General features: G+C 42.8%; 17 protein-coding genes, 1 tRNA gene and 1 other annotated feature. Of the genes, 2 read left to right on the top strand and 16 right to left on the bottom strand.

Features of this window, described 5'->3' with window-relative positions; all coding sequences use genetic code 11:
• The first annotated feature begins 69 nt into the window (after window positions 1-69).
• Entirely contained in the window at window positions 70-474 is a 405-nt protein-coding gene (locus ABUE36_RS08190; protein ID WP_421016560.1) for a hypothetical protein, read from the top strand.
• A 165-nt stretch (window positions 475-639) separates the two neighbouring features.
• Here ABUE36_RS08190 and recN read toward each other — a convergent pair whose 3' ends face one another.
• From recN to rplU, 14 genes are all read right to left on the bottom strand, one after another.
• Window positions 640-2,346 (bottom strand): DNA repair protein RecN, encoded by a 1,707-nt coding sequence (gene recN / locus ABUE36_RS08195; protein WP_421016561.1) that lies wholly within the window; start codon window positions 2,344-2,346, stop codon window positions 640-642.
• Window positions 2,347-2,403: 57 nt separating this feature from the next.
• The gene (locus tag ABUE36_RS08200; RefSeq protein WP_421016562.1) at window positions 2,404-2,859 is read right to left on the bottom strand and encodes an arginine repressor; all 456 of its coding nucleotides are present in this window, start codon (window positions 2,857-2,859) and stop codon (window positions 2,404-2,406) included.
• A 14-nt stretch (window positions 2,860-2,873) separates the two neighbouring features.
• Window positions 2,874-3,692 (bottom strand): TlyA family RNA methyltransferase, encoded by an 819-nt coding sequence (locus ABUE36_RS08205; protein WP_421016563.1) that lies wholly within the window; start codon window positions 3,690-3,692, stop codon window positions 2,874-2,876.
• Window positions 3,693-3,706: 14 nt separating this feature from the next.
• The gene (locus tag ABUE36_RS08210; RefSeq protein ID WP_421016564.1) at window positions 3,707-4,591 is read right to left on the bottom strand and encodes a polyprenyl synthetase family protein; all 885 of its coding nucleotides are present in this window, start codon (window positions 4,589-4,591) and stop codon (window positions 3,707-3,709) included.
• Complete coding sequence (locus ABUE36_RS08215; protein ID WP_161003271.1) at window positions 4,584-4,838, bottom strand: exodeoxyribonuclease VII small subunit; 255 nt, start codon at window positions 4,836-4,838, stop codon at window positions 4,584-4,586. Before ABUE36_RS08215 ends, ABUE36_RS08210 begins: the two co-directional genes overlap by 8 nt.
• Before the next feature lies 1 nt (window position 4,839).
• The gene (gene xseA, locus ABUE36_RS08220; RefSeq protein WP_421016565.1) at window positions 4,840-6,186 is read right to left on the bottom strand and encodes an exodeoxyribonuclease VII large subunit; all 1,347 of its coding nucleotides are present in this window, start codon (window positions 6,184-6,186) and stop codon (window positions 4,840-4,842) included.
• Window positions 6,187-7,053 carry a bifunctional methylenetetrahydrofolate dehydrogenase/methenyltetrahydrofolate cyclohydrolase FolD gene (gene folD / locus ABUE36_RS08225; protein ID WP_421016566.1) on the bottom strand — a complete coding sequence of 289 codons (867 nt, stop codon included), beginning with the start codon at window positions 7,051-7,053 and terminating at the stop codon, window positions 6,187-6,189. It abuts the gene before it with no gap.
• Between the two features lie 186 nt (window positions 7,054-7,239).
• Window positions 7,240-7,671 carry a transcription antitermination factor NusB gene (nusB, locus tag ABUE36_RS08230; RefSeq protein WP_421016567.1) on the bottom strand — a complete coding sequence of 144 codons (432 nt, stop codon included), beginning with the start codon at window positions 7,669-7,671 and terminating at the stop codon, window positions 7,240-7,242.
• Entirely contained in the window at window positions 7,671-8,138 is a 468-nt protein-coding gene (locus ABUE36_RS08235) for an Asp23/Gls24 family envelope stress response protein (RefSeq protein ID WP_017261761.1), read from the bottom strand. The genes nusB and ABUE36_RS08235 overlap by 1 nt, the downstream gene beginning before the upstream one ends.
• 18 nt (window positions 8,139-8,156) lie before the next feature.
• Window positions 8,157-8,717 carry an elongation factor P gene (gene efp, locus ABUE36_RS08240; RefSeq protein ID WP_017261760.1) on the bottom strand — a complete coding sequence of 187 codons (561 nt, stop codon included), beginning with the start codon at window positions 8,715-8,717 and terminating at the stop codon, window positions 8,157-8,159.
• A 124-nt stretch (window positions 8,718-8,841) separates the two neighbouring features.
• Entirely contained in the window at window positions 8,842-9,915 is a 1,074-nt protein-coding gene (locus ABUE36_RS08245; protein ID WP_421016568.1) for a M24 family metallopeptidase, read from the bottom strand.
• Window positions 9,916-9,996: 81 nt separating this feature from the next.
• The gene (gene rpmA, locus ABUE36_RS08250; protein WP_017261758.1) at window positions 9,997-10,293 is read right to left on the bottom strand and encodes a 50S ribosomal protein L27; all 297 of its coding nucleotides are present in this window, start codon (window positions 10,291-10,293) and stop codon (window positions 9,997-9,999) included.
• A gap of 15 nt (window positions 10,294-10,308) precedes the next feature.
• A complete protein-coding gene (locus ABUE36_RS08255; protein ID WP_421016569.1) occupies window positions 10,309-10,638 on the bottom strand; it encodes a ribosomal-processing cysteine protease Prp in 330 nt (109 codons plus the stop codon).
• 27 nt (window positions 10,639-10,665) lie between these two features.
• Window positions 10,666-11,007 (bottom strand): 50S ribosomal protein L21, encoded by a 342-nt coding sequence (gene rplU, locus ABUE36_RS08260; protein ID WP_421016570.1) that lies wholly within the window; start codon window positions 11,005-11,007, stop codon window positions 10,666-10,668.
• Window positions 11,008-11,023: 16 nt separating this feature from the next.
• Window positions 11,024-11,109, bottom strand: a sequence feature (ribosomal protein L21 leader region).
• A gap of 474 nt (window positions 11,110-11,583) precedes the next feature.
• Between rplU and ABUE36_RS08265 the strand changes: the two genes are divergently transcribed.
• Window positions 11,584-12,513 carry an IS30-like element ISLpl1 family transposase gene (locus tag ABUE36_RS08265; protein WP_096109805.1) on the top strand — a complete coding sequence of 310 codons (930 nt, stop codon included), beginning with the start codon at window positions 11,584-11,586 and terminating at the stop codon, window positions 12,511-12,513.
• Window positions 12,514-12,580: 67 nt separating this feature from the next.
• Here ABUE36_RS08265 and ABUE36_RS08270 read toward each other — a convergent pair whose 3' ends face one another.
• Together ABUE36_RS08270 and ABUE36_RS08275 are read right to left on the bottom strand one after the other, a co-directional pair.
• Window positions 12,581-13,090: a lipoprotein gene (locus tag ABUE36_RS08270; RefSeq protein WP_421016571.1), complete on the bottom strand. Its 510-nt coding sequence runs from the start codon at window positions 13,088-13,090 to the stop codon at window positions 12,581-12,583.
• Between the two features lie 313 nt (window positions 13,091-13,403).
• A tRNA-Arg gene (locus ABUE36_RS08275) sits at window positions 13,404-13,477 on the bottom strand.
• Window positions 13,478-13,735: the final 258 nt, after the last annotated feature.

Below are 13,735 nucleotides of genomic sequence, written 5' to 3' on the forward strand. Positions count from 1 at the left end.
GAAAAATAATTCAACTGTTTTCGTCATTTTCTTAATGACGAGCGATACGAAATTTCGGAGGCCACGACTATGGAACAATTAATGCCAAATACTTATATTAACCCTGTGATGACAAAATCAACACTTCATCATAGTATTCGCCATTCATCGGTTCTTTCACACCATAGTCGTCTTTCTTTTGGTCAGCATATTAGAAGCTTCTTCACAGCAGAACGTGGCGATACACTACGTCATCCACAGTTTTCGTCTGACGTGATTATTGCCCATCTTGATCGTGCGCTTAAACAGCATGCAGTTGTCTCAATCATGTTAAACCAACCATCAAACCCGTTTGCCAAGAAACTCACGACAGTTACTGGTACTCTTAGGCAGGACCAAGACATTCTGACGATTACCAATCATGCAACTGGCAAAACTTATTTAGTTTTACCAGAACAAATTCGTCAAATCTGTTTCGGCTTGATGGTTGCTTAAGCCTTAGCGACTATTGATTGCGGATTTGAAGGAATGACGTTTCACCAGTTGTATAAAATAAAGCACTTGCGTTAATAGTTCCTGAGTATCTGATCAGGAACTATTAACGCAAGTGCTTTTTATTTTCGTTTAATTTTTAAATATCGTCAAACCAACTACTCTACCTCATGATTCAGCTAACTGCTTTTTTTCTGCATCTGCCATTTTCAACAACTCTGAGGCGTGTTCGGTTGTCAATTTTGTCACAGTCGTACCGGCCAGCATCCGTGCTAGTTCAGTTACCCGTTTAGCAGTTGTCAACTTATCAACACTGGTCTTAGTGCGTCCCTTGTTGATCTGCTTCTGAATATAAAATTGATGATCCGCAATCGCGGCAACTTGTGGTAAGTGAGTGATGCACAAGACTTGAGAGTGGCGACCAATTACCATAATTTTCTCAGCAATGGCCTGAGCAACCCGCCCTGAAACACCAGTATCCACTTCATCAAAAATAATACTTGTTACACCTTGGTTTTCAGAAAAAATCGTCTTCAATGCCAGCATCATCCGCGAAAGTTCTCCGCCAGAGGCCGTTTTGGCCAATGGTTTGGGATCTTCACCAGGGTTTGTTTGAATATAGAATTCAACGTTATCAATCCCAGTCGTAAAGAATGGCGTTTCTTCATGTTTCAAAAATCGAACACTAAAAACGGCCTTCTCCATATAGAGAGCTTTCAATTGTTCGTGAACATCTTCCTCTAATTGCTTAGCTAATTTTTGTCGCATTTCACTAAGCTCATTACCTGCTTTTTGCACCGCAGTCTTGGCCTTATTCAACTGGGTCATCAACGTCTGATCATCGTCCTGATCACCCTGCATACGATCCAATTCAACTTTGATTTTATCAAAATAGGCCAACACCTTGGGTACAGAATCGCCGTACTTACGCTTTAATTGGTGAATAACCTCCAGACGTGCTTCGATTTCGTCTAAACGTCCTTCATCAAACTCCTGATTATCAAGTTGTGAAGAAAGACCATTAGTTGCATCCTGAAGCCCATAGTAGGCACTCGCAATTGTGTCAGACAATGCCTGATATTCAGGATCTAATGTGGCGATTTCTTGCATAGCTGCCATTGCGACACCAATACGATCCAAGGCTGAACCATCTTCACCACCATCAATGGCTTCATGACTGCTTTCTAAGGCCGTCACAATTTTTTGATAATTGGCCAAACGGTCTCTTTCTGTAATCAACGTGTCCTCTTCATCGGGCGACAGATTGGCATCTTCAATTTCTTGCACTTGAAATGTCAACATATCGACTCGCTGTGCCCATTCTTGAGCGTGGTCACGTTTGTCAATTGCCAGCTTACGTAATCGCCGGTATTCATCATATTTATCTGTATACGTTTGCTTCAACTTAGCTAAAGCGTTAGGTCTGTACTCATCTAACAACTGTAAGTGCTTTTCTGGCTGCATCAATTCTTGATGTTCGTTTTGACCATGAATATCGACCATTGTCTCCCCAATGCGTTTGAGGGTGGTGGTATTAACTAATGTGCCATTAACACGACTAGTATTATGCCCGTTTTTATTCAGTTCTCGATCGATAACCACTTGTTGATCAGCATGATCAATACCAAGGTCTGACAACACTTCAAAAGTGACAGAAGACTTTGGTAGCACGAACAATCCCTGTATCGACGCTTTGGTTGCCCCTTTACGAATAAAGTCAACGGAAGCGCGACCACCGGCCAGTAAACCAACAGCGTCAATAATGATGGATTTACCTGCACCTGTTTCACCAGTCAGAACACTCATTCCATCATCAAAGGCAATATTCAATTTTTCAATAATTGCAAAGTTCTTAATGGATAATTCCTGTAGCATTCCTTGCTCCTTAAGTCCTCGTTTAGGGACCCTATCGTGGTATGTCTAAAACTTAACTTATTCCGCACCCAACTCGGCCAGTCTTGAACGAACTTGCACAGCATGATCAATCGTTGAGGCAATAATCAAAACGGTACTGTCATCGCTTAACACACCAAAAACCTCATCATAATTCATCTGTTTGATTAAACTTGCAATAACCGGGCCGTTTCCTGGCAGCACATTAAGCAAACAAAATTGATTATTAATGGTCATATCAATAACATTGCCATTTAAGTTTCGTCGCAACTTACTCTCACCATCGATTGGTCGGTCAGTAAAAAACGTGTAATACGTGCGCCCATTTTCGTCAGGCACTTTAATCAATTGCATCTCAGTGATATCTCGAGAGATTGTCGCTTGTGTAACATCAAGTCCCTCTCGGTCTAACAAAAGCACCAATTCCGTCTGTGTATGAACAGCATTATTAACGATAACGCGCCGAATGATTGCCTGCCGTTCCCGTTTTTTCATGAACGATCCACCCTCTACTTTTGATTCAGTTGGGCATAAGCTGACGCCAACGTTTCCTTCACGGACACATTTGGCGACAGTTGTCCCTCTCCGTCTGTGTTCACAAGATGGATTAAGAACTCGATGTTTCCTTCGCCACCCTTAATTGGTGAAAAATCCAGTCCTGTAACAGAATAACCTGTTGCCAATGAAAAGGAGACAATATCATTCAGAACTGATTCATGCACATTTGGGTCTTTAACAATGCCGTGCTTACCAACATTATTTTTACCTGCCTCGAATTGTGGTTTAATCAACGCAACCACTTCGCCTTGAGGCTGCAAAATTGTTTTCAAGTTAGGCAAGATGAGATGTAGTGAAATAAAGGATACGTCAATACTAGCAAATGTTGGCCGACCAAAGGTAAAGTCCGCAGGTTTCGAATAACGGAAATTCGTGTGTTCCATAACAACGACACGCGGATCTTCGCGTAACTTCCACACCAGCTGATTGCTGCCAACGTCTAGCGCATATGAGCGGACAGCACCATTTTGCAACATAACATCGGTGAAACCACCCGTGGAAGAACCGATGTCTAGCACTGTTTGGCCAGTTACATCAATGTTAAACACTTTAAGTGCCTTGGCTAGTTTAAAACCGCCTCGGCTCACGTAAGGCATCGGATCGCCTTTAATATGCAATTCCGTATCTGTTGGAATTCGCTCACCCGGTTTATCTAATCGTTCTTCATTTTTCCCTAGCACCTCACCGGCCATTACTGCCCGTTTGGCCTGCTCACGAGACGTGAATACTCCCTGCTCAACAAGCAGGATGTCGACACGTTGTTTTTCCATGTGTTTTTCCCTTTCTAACCCTCAAAATAGCTCAAGAATGCGCTCAGGATGTTTCCATCAGCACCACTGTCTGACAGCGCATCACAAGCTTGCCGAGCATCCTCAATACTGGCGTTTAACGCTTGCCGTGCAGCAGGTAACCCAATCAACCGTGGATAGGTGTTTTTACCCTCAACCTCATCCTTATTGGGCGTCTTGCCTAGCTGCTCAGCCGTTGCAGTTTCATCTAAAATATCATCATAAATTTGAAATGCCAAACCAAATGCTGCGCCGAAGCGAGCAAAATGATGACATTGTTCCGCCGTTGCGTGACCCATGATGGCCCCCGCCATAACTGCGTACTCCAAGAGCGCACCCGTTTTACGTTTGTGCAACGCTTGTAACTGAGCCAGTGGAATCCGCTTGCCAGTAGTCGAAACATCTTCTACTTGGCCTGCAACCATTCCTTTAGGCCCGGCTGCGACAGCTAATTTTTGCACCAAACGAATTGTGATTGAAGCATCTAAGGGTGCTGTCGCTAGCCAGTCAAAGGCCAACGCTTGAAGTCCGTCACCGGCCAAGATAGCAATGTCCTCACCAAACACTTTATGATTTGTTGCTTGACCTCGACGTAAATCATCATTATCCATCGCGGGTAAATCGTCGTGAATTAACGAATACGTGTGTAACAATTCGACAGCCACAGCTGCTTGCATTTCAGCTGCCGTAATTTCTTTATTCAAACTCACTATTGTTGCCAATGTCAGTAAAGGCCGTAACCGTTTGCCACCGGCCTTAACGGAATAAGCCATTGATTGGCCTAGCAACGACTGATTAGCACTGGTTGCTAATTTTTCATCCAACAACCGATTGATTTTTGGCACATATTCTTGTTCGAAAATACGTAATTGTTTATTCATGATTTGTTGCCGAATCGGGAGCAGCCTCAAAATCAACTTCTTGACCATTATCATTCATCATCTTGGTCAACGTTTTTTCTGCATTGTCCAAAGTATCTTGTAACTGCTTACTCAACGTAACCCCTTGTTGAAATTGAGTTAGCGCTGTTTCTAGCGGTACGTCACCTTGCTCCAATTTTGTTACGATTGCTTGAAGCGCTGTAAGGTTTTCTTCAAACGTTGGTTGTGCCTTTTTTTCCTCTGCCATGTTAGTCTTTCTCCTTATCCACGCTATTTATTGTGGCCGCCGCTTGACCGTCTGCTAAGTGCAACATAACGGCCTGCTTTTCAGACAGCTGATCAACTGTTTTAACAACTTGACCTTCAACCGTCACATAACTATACCCGCGCGTCATAATTTTTAGTGGACTCAATAAATCCAGTTGATTAATCAGAGCATGTAACTGCGTTTTTTTCGTTTTGATCATATTAACACTCACACTAAGAAGCTCATGACTTAATGCATCGGTCTGTTGACGACCATTTTTCACACGAGCCGTTAACAAATGCGCACTCAAGCGAGCCCGAACGGTTGCCACCTGCTGTTGCTTGCCATTCAACAGCTGACGTTGATCATTAACCAACTGATCGGTAAGCTGTGCAACACGCTGCGTATAACCTTCGTACAAACGCTGTGGCTGCGTGAATACGTAAGATTGGCGAACTTGTTTTAACCGCTGACGATCTAACTGAATTTGGCTAGTCATCGCTTGAAATAACCGACCCTGTAATTGCGAAATGGCCAACAATGTTTCTGACAACACAGGTGTAGCTAACTCGGCAGCCGCAGTAGGCGTAGCTGCTCGCACATCCGCTACTAAATCGGCAATTGTCGTATCCGTTTCATGGCCCACTGACGAGATGACAGGGATTTCGCTAGCTGCAATTGCACGCGCTACGCGTTCCTCGTTGAATGGCCACAAATCTTCTATAGAACCACCACCACGACCAATAATCAGAGTGTCAAATGTGCCAAGTTCATTCACCTGTTGAATGCGTCGGACAATATCATCTGCCGCTGCATCACCCTGAACTAGCGCTGGAAACAACACAAGCTGGGCAATGGAATAACGTCTGCGAGTAGTTGTAATGATATCACGAATGACAGCCCCAGATGGACTAGTAATAACCGCAATACGCTTTGGGTACTTAACCAACGGCCGTTGACGACGCTCGAACAAGCCTTCACTGGCTAGCTTACGCTTTAATTGCTCATAAGCTTGGTACAAGGCACCGACACCATCTGGTTCCATCCGCTCTACATAAATTTGATAACTACCGGATGGCTCGTACAGCGAAATCCGCCCGGTCACAAGAACTTTCATGCCTTCTTCAGGTTGAAACTTCACTTTTGCAAAAGCGGATTTAAACATAATTGCATTAATTTTGGCATGGTCATCTTTCAAACTGAAATATTGATGGGCATTCGGTCGCGGTCGAAAATTGGAAATTTCTCCTGTTAGATACACACGACCAAGGTACGGATCAGCATCAAATTTTCGTTTAAGGTAACGTGTCAACGTTGTAACTGATAGATAATCTTCACGGTCTGCCATTTAATCCACCACTTGTCCAGTTTGCCATGCCGCTAACCGAATCGTTTGTTGCATTAACGTCGCAATCGTCATCGGACCAACGCCACCAGGCACAGGTGTCAAATAACCAGCAACATCCGCAACATCCTTTGCAACATCACCTGTGAGTTGACCACTTTCGTCACGATTCATGCCCACATCAATGACGACTGCGCCCGGCTTAATCATTTCACGAGTAATTAAATCAGCCTGTCCAACCGCCACAATGACAATATCTGCAGAACGGGTTAGCTCCGCTAAATCTGTCGTATGCCGATGAGCCAATGTTACCGTCGCATTAGCGTTATTAAGCAACGCTAATAATGGTTTGCCAACTAATCGGCTACGCCCGACCATCACGACGCGTTTACCTGGTAGTGAAATCTGATATTGAGAAAGTAGCGTCATGATGCCCTTCGGCGTGCACGCAACAGGAAAGTTCTCACCAACTTGAGCAAACAATTGACCCAAGTTTTCGGGGTGCAGACCGTCAACATCTTTGCGTGGATCAATCGCCATCACCACCGCCTCCTCATCAAGATGGCTAGGCAATGGTGATTGTACCAAGATCGCATGAATTTGCGGATCCTCATTGTAGCGCTGGACTAGGGCAATGACCTCGGCTTGTGAAGCGTCGGCCGGCAAATGCTTCACAACAGAATTAAACTGCAACTTGGCAGCTTTACGTTCCTTATTTCGAACGTAAATGGCACTGGCAGGATCATCCCCCACCATAATGACAGCTAATCCCGGAATGACACCTTTTTGCGTCAACTTCCGTGTTTGCTCAGCAGACTGCGCATTTATTTTTTTAGCGGTCGCACGACCATCAACTTTTATTGCTGTCATAAAACTGCCCCTAACTTTTTAAATTCACACTTTTATTCGTTCATACTGAATAATTTTAACACATTCACTGTGTGTTTTAGATACTCATTACATACGCATTTTCATTGAGAAATTAACGAAGAAGCACAAAAAAGATGCCATTAATTCAGACCTCATGGTCCCAATTAATGACATCGTTATTCAACTTTATTCCGCAGAAGAAGTATCTGCTTTATCAAAAAGCTTTGATAAAACCCCGTTAATGAATCGTCGTGAATTGTCATCAGAAAATTCTTTTGCCAACTCCAAGGCTTCATTAAGCGCGACACGTGTGGGAACTTCAGCAGAGTACTCCATCTCATACAGACCCAATCTTAAAATAATTAAATCAGGATTGGCCAATCGAGAAATGGACCACTTGTTTGCTAACAACGGACTAATCTGTTCGTCAAGTTCAGCTTCCTTTTCAGTCACACCATTTACCAATGTGACTAAATACTCAGGCACCACAGTGGGTTGATCTGATTGGCTAGGAATTAATTGACGATACAGATCTTCCACATTCGCATCTGCATTCATATGTTTTGCAAACAACACTTGAAATGCAATTTTTCTAATCTGATGTCTATTTAAGCTCACTACAAGTCACCATCTTTGCTGGTCGTTTGTTCGTCGTCGCCAGCGGCAGCGGCGCGGTCACCAAAAATGTCATCTGGATCAATATCAGAATCATTTTTTTCTGGAACGATACCAACAATGTGAACATTAACCTCACCCATTGGCAGTTCCGTCATCAAAGTAACTTGTTGTTTGACCTTATCCTGCATTTCCAAGGCTACCTTAGGCACATTAACACCATAGTCCAGGTAGACAAAGACGTCAGCAGAAATCTCGCCATCGTTAACGCTCAGCTTGACACCCTTGCTGTGTTCAGTACGGCCAAACAACTCCGAAACATTATTCGCAATCGTACCACGCATCCGGTTAACACCGTCTACTTGGCTAGCCGCAACACCAACGATAATCTCCAGAACATCCGATGCAATTTCAATGCTACCTAGTGCATCAGCTGGTTGATTTAAGGTAATGTTATTGACTTCAGGCATAATGGCCTCCAATCCAAACTAAGCTCTTGAAACGTAAGAACCGTCTTGTGTGTTGATGATCAATTTATCATCTGCATTCACGAAGAATGGCACTTGAACAACTAAACCAGTTTCCATTGTTGCTGGCTTTGAGCCACCAGTAGCAGTATCGCCACGAATGCCGGGTTCAGTTTCCTTAACCGTTAAAGTAACCGTGTTTGGTACTTCAACACCCAAGATTTCGTTACCAAATGAGGTTACGCTAACTTCCATGTTTTCCAACAGGTACTTAGCAGCATTTTTCATCTGTTCGTTTGGAATTGAAACTTGGTCATAAGTTTCAGTGTTCATGAAGACGTAGTTCGAACCATCGTTGTACAAATATTGCATGGTAGCTTGGCTGATTTCAGCCAATTCCATTTTTGCACCGGCACGGAAAGTCTTTTCTTGAACGGCACCTGTCCGTAAGTTCTTTAACTTTGAACGCACAAAGGCGCCACCCTTACCGGGCTTAACATGCTGAAATTCAACGATCCGCCAAATAGCGTGATCAACTTCAATCGTCAGACCATTTTTAAAGTCTGCAGTAGAGATTGACATAATTGTTCCTCCTAAAGGCATATTGGGCACACAAAACGCCCAAATATGACACTTGTTAAAATTCATTCTTGTTCAGTATACAGTAACGCATCCCGTCGTTGCAATAGTTGGCAATTTTAAACGACTACAAAATCTTTAAGTCCTTAGAAGAGGTTGTTAACACCTCAGCACCGTTTTCCGTCACCAGAACATCATCTTCCAACCTAACGCCACCAAGGTTTGGCAGATAAATCCCTGGTTCAACAGTGATTATCTGGTTAGCTTGAATGGCATAAGGAATTCTTGGTCCATAAACTTGAGGTTCTTCATGAATATTCAAACCAATGCCATGTCCCATGCCGTGATTAAACTCGGCACCATATCCGGCCGCCTTAATCAAATCACGACCTGCAGCATCCAGTTGAGCGCCGGTTACGCCAGGCTTGATTGCATCAATAACTGCCTGGTTAGCCGTCTTAGTTAGATTATAAATATCCACTAACTCAGGATCTGGTTGTCCTAACGCAAATGTGCGAGTGATGTCAGACGTATAGTCGTCGAAGTAGAAGCCAAAATCAACAGTGACCAATTCGCCCTTAGCGAGCTTCTTTGTTGTGGCTGACCCATGCGGTTCTGCAGAACGATAGCCACTGGCAACAATTGTATCAAATGAAGGCCCGGTCGAACCATGTGCGCGCATCCAAGCATCCAACTTATTGGCAACTTCAATTTCCGTCATGCCAACGTGAACGTTCGGCAGCAGAGCATCATAACCTTCACATGACAAACGAATCGCACGACGTAACTTAGCAATTTCGTCGGCATCTTTAATTTCTCGCAAATGATCAACCACTGCATGTAGTCCAACAAAATCAGCGGCAAGTTGTTCATCTAACATAGACCAAATAACATATGGTAATGTGTCTTCAAAACCAATCACACTAAGATTTTGGTCTGCAGCTAGCTTAACAACTGTTCCATAATAGTCACGCGTAATCATTAATGTGATTTGTGGATCTAATTCAGCCTTCATTTCGGTTTCATACCGAGCATCGGTAATCATAAAAGACTGATCGCCAGTAATTAATAAACATCCGTCACCACCAACATTAGCAAAGCCTGTTAAATAGTGTAGATTAAACTCATCCGTCACCAAAAAAGCATCTAAATGTAATTGATCCAAAACGCCTTGAACCTTAGCAATCCGTTTTTGTCCCATGCTATCGCTCCTCATCACTAATTAAATCAAACAAAAAACGGCCACAATGCCTTAACATTATGCCCGTTTATTGATCGATTGTTATTCTGCTGCTTCAGCGGCAGGGTAAACGGACACCTGACGGCGATCCTTACCTTTACGTTCAAACTTAACAACACCGTCTGTCAAAGCAAACAATGTGTCATCACCACCACGACCAACATTCATACCTGGCAGAATGTGAGTTCCGCGTTGACGGTAGATGATGGAACCAGCGTTGATCTTTTGACCGTCGGCACGTTTAGTACCTAAACGACGACCAGCAGAGTCACGACCGTTGGCAGTAGATCCGCCCCCTTTATGGTGAGCGAAAAATTGTAAGTTCATATCCAATAACATGTGGTTACACCTCCATTAGTTAATGTGACCATCACTAATCGTAACGAATTGAGTGTATTTCTGTGCAACTTGCGTCATGCCTAAAATAAATGTGGCTAAAATTGTTTCAACTGCTTGATTGCGATCATTGATAATCACCTCCAAGAAGCCACCATTGTCATCATCTGATGAAACTGTCGGGTGAACCCCAGCAATTTCATCCAATGCGTTGACAGTGGTAATCGCCAGCACGGATGCTGCCGCACAAACAATATCTTCACCATAATCACCAGCACCTGCATGGCCAGTCATAACAAACCGAACCGGTTGGCGCTTAGCATTTCTCGAAATATCGACTTTAATCATAATAGCTTAGCGTGGTTTCGTAGTTGTTTACTTGTCTGCGTCAGCGCTCTTTGATGAAGTTGCGCCAGCAATTTCATCAATCATGACACGCGTATAAGGTTGACGGTGACCTGTCTTAGTGTGTTGGTTCTTCTTAGGCTTGTACTTGAAAGTAACAACTTTCTTTTCCTTACCTTGCTTTTCAACAGTTCCAGTAACTGAAGCACCATCAACATATGGTGTTCCGATCTTAATGGAACGGCTAGCAACTAACACAACCTCGTCAAAGGTAACTTTGTCGCCTTCCTTTGCATCAAGCTTTTCAACAAAGACAGGTGAACCCTTTTCAACCTTGTATTGCTTACCACCAGTTTTAATAATTGCGTACACGTTGTGCACCTCCTTAAAAGTTTCTTAGACTCGCCAAAGATAAGCGTTTCACTGCCTAAACAGAGAAAACTTAAAACTTATTTTGCGCGGTTGCAGTGTGGGAAGTCCACAAATACAACAGTAAGAGTTTACCAGAGAAGACCCGGTGCGTCAAATGCTTCAAGACCTTTTTCTGGCAAAACATCTCAGCCGGCTTCAATTGTAACAAAAAACGCAGTGGAAACACACTGGTTTCACACTACGTTAAAGAGCTAATAGTCGATTTTTCAAACAAACTAATGCTGACGATGATCTGGTTGAGCGGTTGTACGGTTAGTTGACAGATGCGATGCTGACGAACGACCCATCAATTCCCACACGCCACTTCCGATCAAAACAATGGATAAAATCAATACGGCAACCATCTAAAAACCTCCCTTAACTTGATTAAGTAACTGTTTCCAGTTTATCAATCACAGATGCTCATATTCAATTTAAAGTAGATTGTAAAATTAATCCGAACGCTGTTCGGACAAAAAAGATCAGCTTCCTTTAAAATGGTGTTTACAACAAACCCATCTTTTAGGAGCTGATCTTTTGTCTAGTATAACCTATTCCGAACGAATTAAAATCGAAACCTTTTGTGAACTAGGGCTGTCCAATATCCAAATGGGCGTTCGGCTGAACCGATCACCGTCAACAATTTCTTATGAATTATCTCGATGTCAACCTTATCAGGCTGAATTAGCACAAACAGATGCCGAATACAAGCGATCACGATGTGGTCGGAAAACTAAGCTGAGCGATGAGTTAAAGCAAACAATTCTCAACCATTTACATCTAAGCTGGTCACCAGGAATGATTGCTCACGAATTTAAACTAGCGACTAAATCTATTTATAATTGGCTAAATCAGGGGAGAATTGGTTTCTCCTTGAATGATCTACCTGAACATGGCGTACGCCAACGGCGTAACGTTGACCAACGATCCAAATATAATCAATCTTTGGGGCGATCGATTGAACAGCGTCCCATGATGATTAATCAACGTAATCGCATCGGTGATTTTGAACTAGATACCGTCGTTGGCCCTCGTGGGCATAGTAAGGCAGTTTTATTAACTTTAATCGATCGCAAATCACGGTTCCTTTGGGCATATCGGTTAAAGGACCGAACGACAGCGAGTGTTAATGAAGCACTGACTAAGTTCCTAACAACTTTTAATGGACCGGTGCACAGTTTTACTGTGGACCGTGGTACTGAGTTTAGTGGGCTAGTATCATTTGAATCACAATATGGTATTAAGACCTATTACTGTCATGCTTATACGCCAGCTGAACGTGGTAGTAATGAACGCTTTAATCGGAATTTACGTTATTTTTATCCTAAGGGGACTCGTTTTGAGCACATTAGTGCTCAAGATTTAACGACGACGTTACTCCAAATTAACCAGAGACCGCTTAAAATACTTGACTGGAAAACACCGTATCAGGTTATGCTGACCAATTTGTCCAAAAATTCGGATTAAATTTGCAATCTACCTTAAGCCTTCTTAAGAGATTTATGTCATCTTTTACCAAATCGTTAATAAACGGCTATTCCTGCGTACCGATTTTATAGAGTTCTGTGTCCGCATTGGTGTCTTTTCGCATCTGTGTTTCAATCTTGCTACGTTGTTGAACTGAGTTACCGATTGAAAATGAGGCTAAGTCGAACACAATACGGAAATTAGCATGAAATTGAGATGCAACCTCATCGTCAAAATTGTATTGCTTGCTAACCGCTGCTTTGACAATGCCCTTCACACCTGTTGCACCATCCCCTAGGGCAACCCCTAATTGTTTTTTCTGTGTTTCACTAAGTCCAGGGCGCAACTCCTGATTCAGCTTGTCAGCAGCCTTATACACAGTATCGGCGCTTTTGTCATCATCATACCGAAATTTTTGTAGCGCTGTTACCAATGTTTTGATATCGTCATTTTCCGATTGAACCCGTTCGTACTTTTTCTCCGAAACCTGAACGCCTGCATAACTTTTCTGGCCACAAGCCGTTAGTGTAATCAATAACCCCAAAACGGCAAATGTTGCCACAATCTTCTTCCACATGTGAACACTCCTCAATAAGCGAACTTCAAACTAGACTCATTGTACCAAAAAAGACGCCTTGACCGGAACTCAGCGACTTATTTTTAAAGTTCCTTTAGGGCTCAAAATAGAAATTAAGAAAAGTACTGACCTATGTCCCCGAAATTAGGAAACAGTTGTTTTCCTGGGCACGAGGCCAAAATAAAAAAGAATTGCTGTTGAGAGCAATCCCTGTTTGTACTTTAGCCAAATTTAGTAGCTTATTTTAAAACGAAAAAACATACTTATACCATTCGCCGCTTATCAGTTGGTAATAAAACCGAAGATGCAAAAATGCAACAGGTGGGGTTCGAACCCACGACCCTCGGTTTAGAAGACCGATGCTCTATCCAACTGAGCTACTGTTGCGAAACTTAACCTTAATTAGTATAAAAAACGGAATCGACAGTGTCAATTTAAGTTTAGAAGATTATTCAATATAATTGCCAAGCAACAAGTTGGGATTGAACAAATTGTCTAAGTAATTAAAACCAAATTTAGTCATCTATAGTGCTGATATAAAAATAAAGACGATCACCGAAGTGACCGCCTGGAATGATCCCAAACGGATAAGTTTGGGACTAGAACAGTGTATCACAGTTAAAACCGCAAAGAAAAGGACAAAAT

Origin of the sequence: Furfurilactobacillus cerevisiae, assembly GCF_048961765.1 — a bacterium.
Lineage (GTDB): Bacteria > Bacillota > Bacilli > Lactobacillales > Lactobacillaceae > Furfurilactobacillus > Furfurilactobacillus milii_A.

Excerpts from the sequence above, each read along its gene's own strand:
- recN (WP_421016561.1), bottom strand. The coding sequence starts at position 2,346 with ATGCTACAGGAATTATCCATTAAGAACTTTGCAATTATTGAAAAATTG.
- ABUE36_RS08270 (WP_421016571.1), bottom strand. The coding sequence starts at position 13,090 with ATGTGGAAGAAGATTGTGGCAACATTTGCCGTTTTGGGGTTATTGATT.
- ABUE36_RS08205 (WP_421016563.1), bottom strand. The coding sequence starts at position 3,692 with ATGGAAAAACAACGTGTCGACATCCTGCTTGTTGAGCAGGGAGTATTC.
- ABUE36_RS08215 (WP_161003271.1), bottom strand. The coding sequence starts at position 4,838 with ATGGCAGAGGAAAAAAAGGCACAACCAACGTTTGAAGAAAACCTTACA.
- ABUE36_RS08190 (WP_421016560.1), top strand. The coding sequence starts at position 70 with ATGGAACAATTAATGCCAAATACTTATATTAACCCTGTGATGACAAAA.
- ABUE36_RS08210 (WP_421016564.1), bottom strand. The coding sequence starts at position 4,591 with ATGAATAAACAATTACGTATTTTCGAACAAGAATATGTGCCAAAAATC.
- xseA (WP_421016565.1), bottom strand. The coding sequence starts at position 6,186 with ATGGCAGACCGTGAAGATTATCTATCAGTTACAACGTTGACACGTTAC.
- ABUE36_RS08255 (WP_421016569.1), bottom strand. The coding sequence starts at position 10,638 with ATGATTAAAGTCGATATTTCGAGAAATGCTAAGCGCCAACCGGTTCGG.
- folD (WP_421016566.1), bottom strand. The coding sequence starts at position 7,053 with ATGACAGCAATAAAAGTTGATGGTCGTGCGACCGCTAAAAAAATAAAT.
- ABUE36_RS08200 (WP_421016562.1), bottom strand. The coding sequence starts at position 2,859 with ATGAAAAAACGGGAACGGCAGGCAATCATTCGGCGCGTTATCGTTAAT.
- rpmA (WP_017261758.1), bottom strand. The coding sequence starts at position 10,293 with ATGTTATTGGATATGAACTTACAATTTTTCGCTCACCATAAAGGGGGC.
- ABUE36_RS08235 (WP_017261761.1), bottom strand. The coding sequence starts at position 8,138 with ATGCCTGAAGTCAATAACATTACCTTAAATCAACCAGCTGATGCACTA.
- efp (WP_017261760.1), bottom strand. The coding sequence starts at position 8,717 with ATGTCAATCTCTACTGCAGACTTTAAAAATGGTCTGACGATTGAAGTT.
- ABUE36_RS08245 (WP_421016568.1), bottom strand. The coding sequence starts at position 9,915 with ATGGGACAAAAACGGATTGCTAAGGTTCAAGGCGTTTTGGATCAATTA.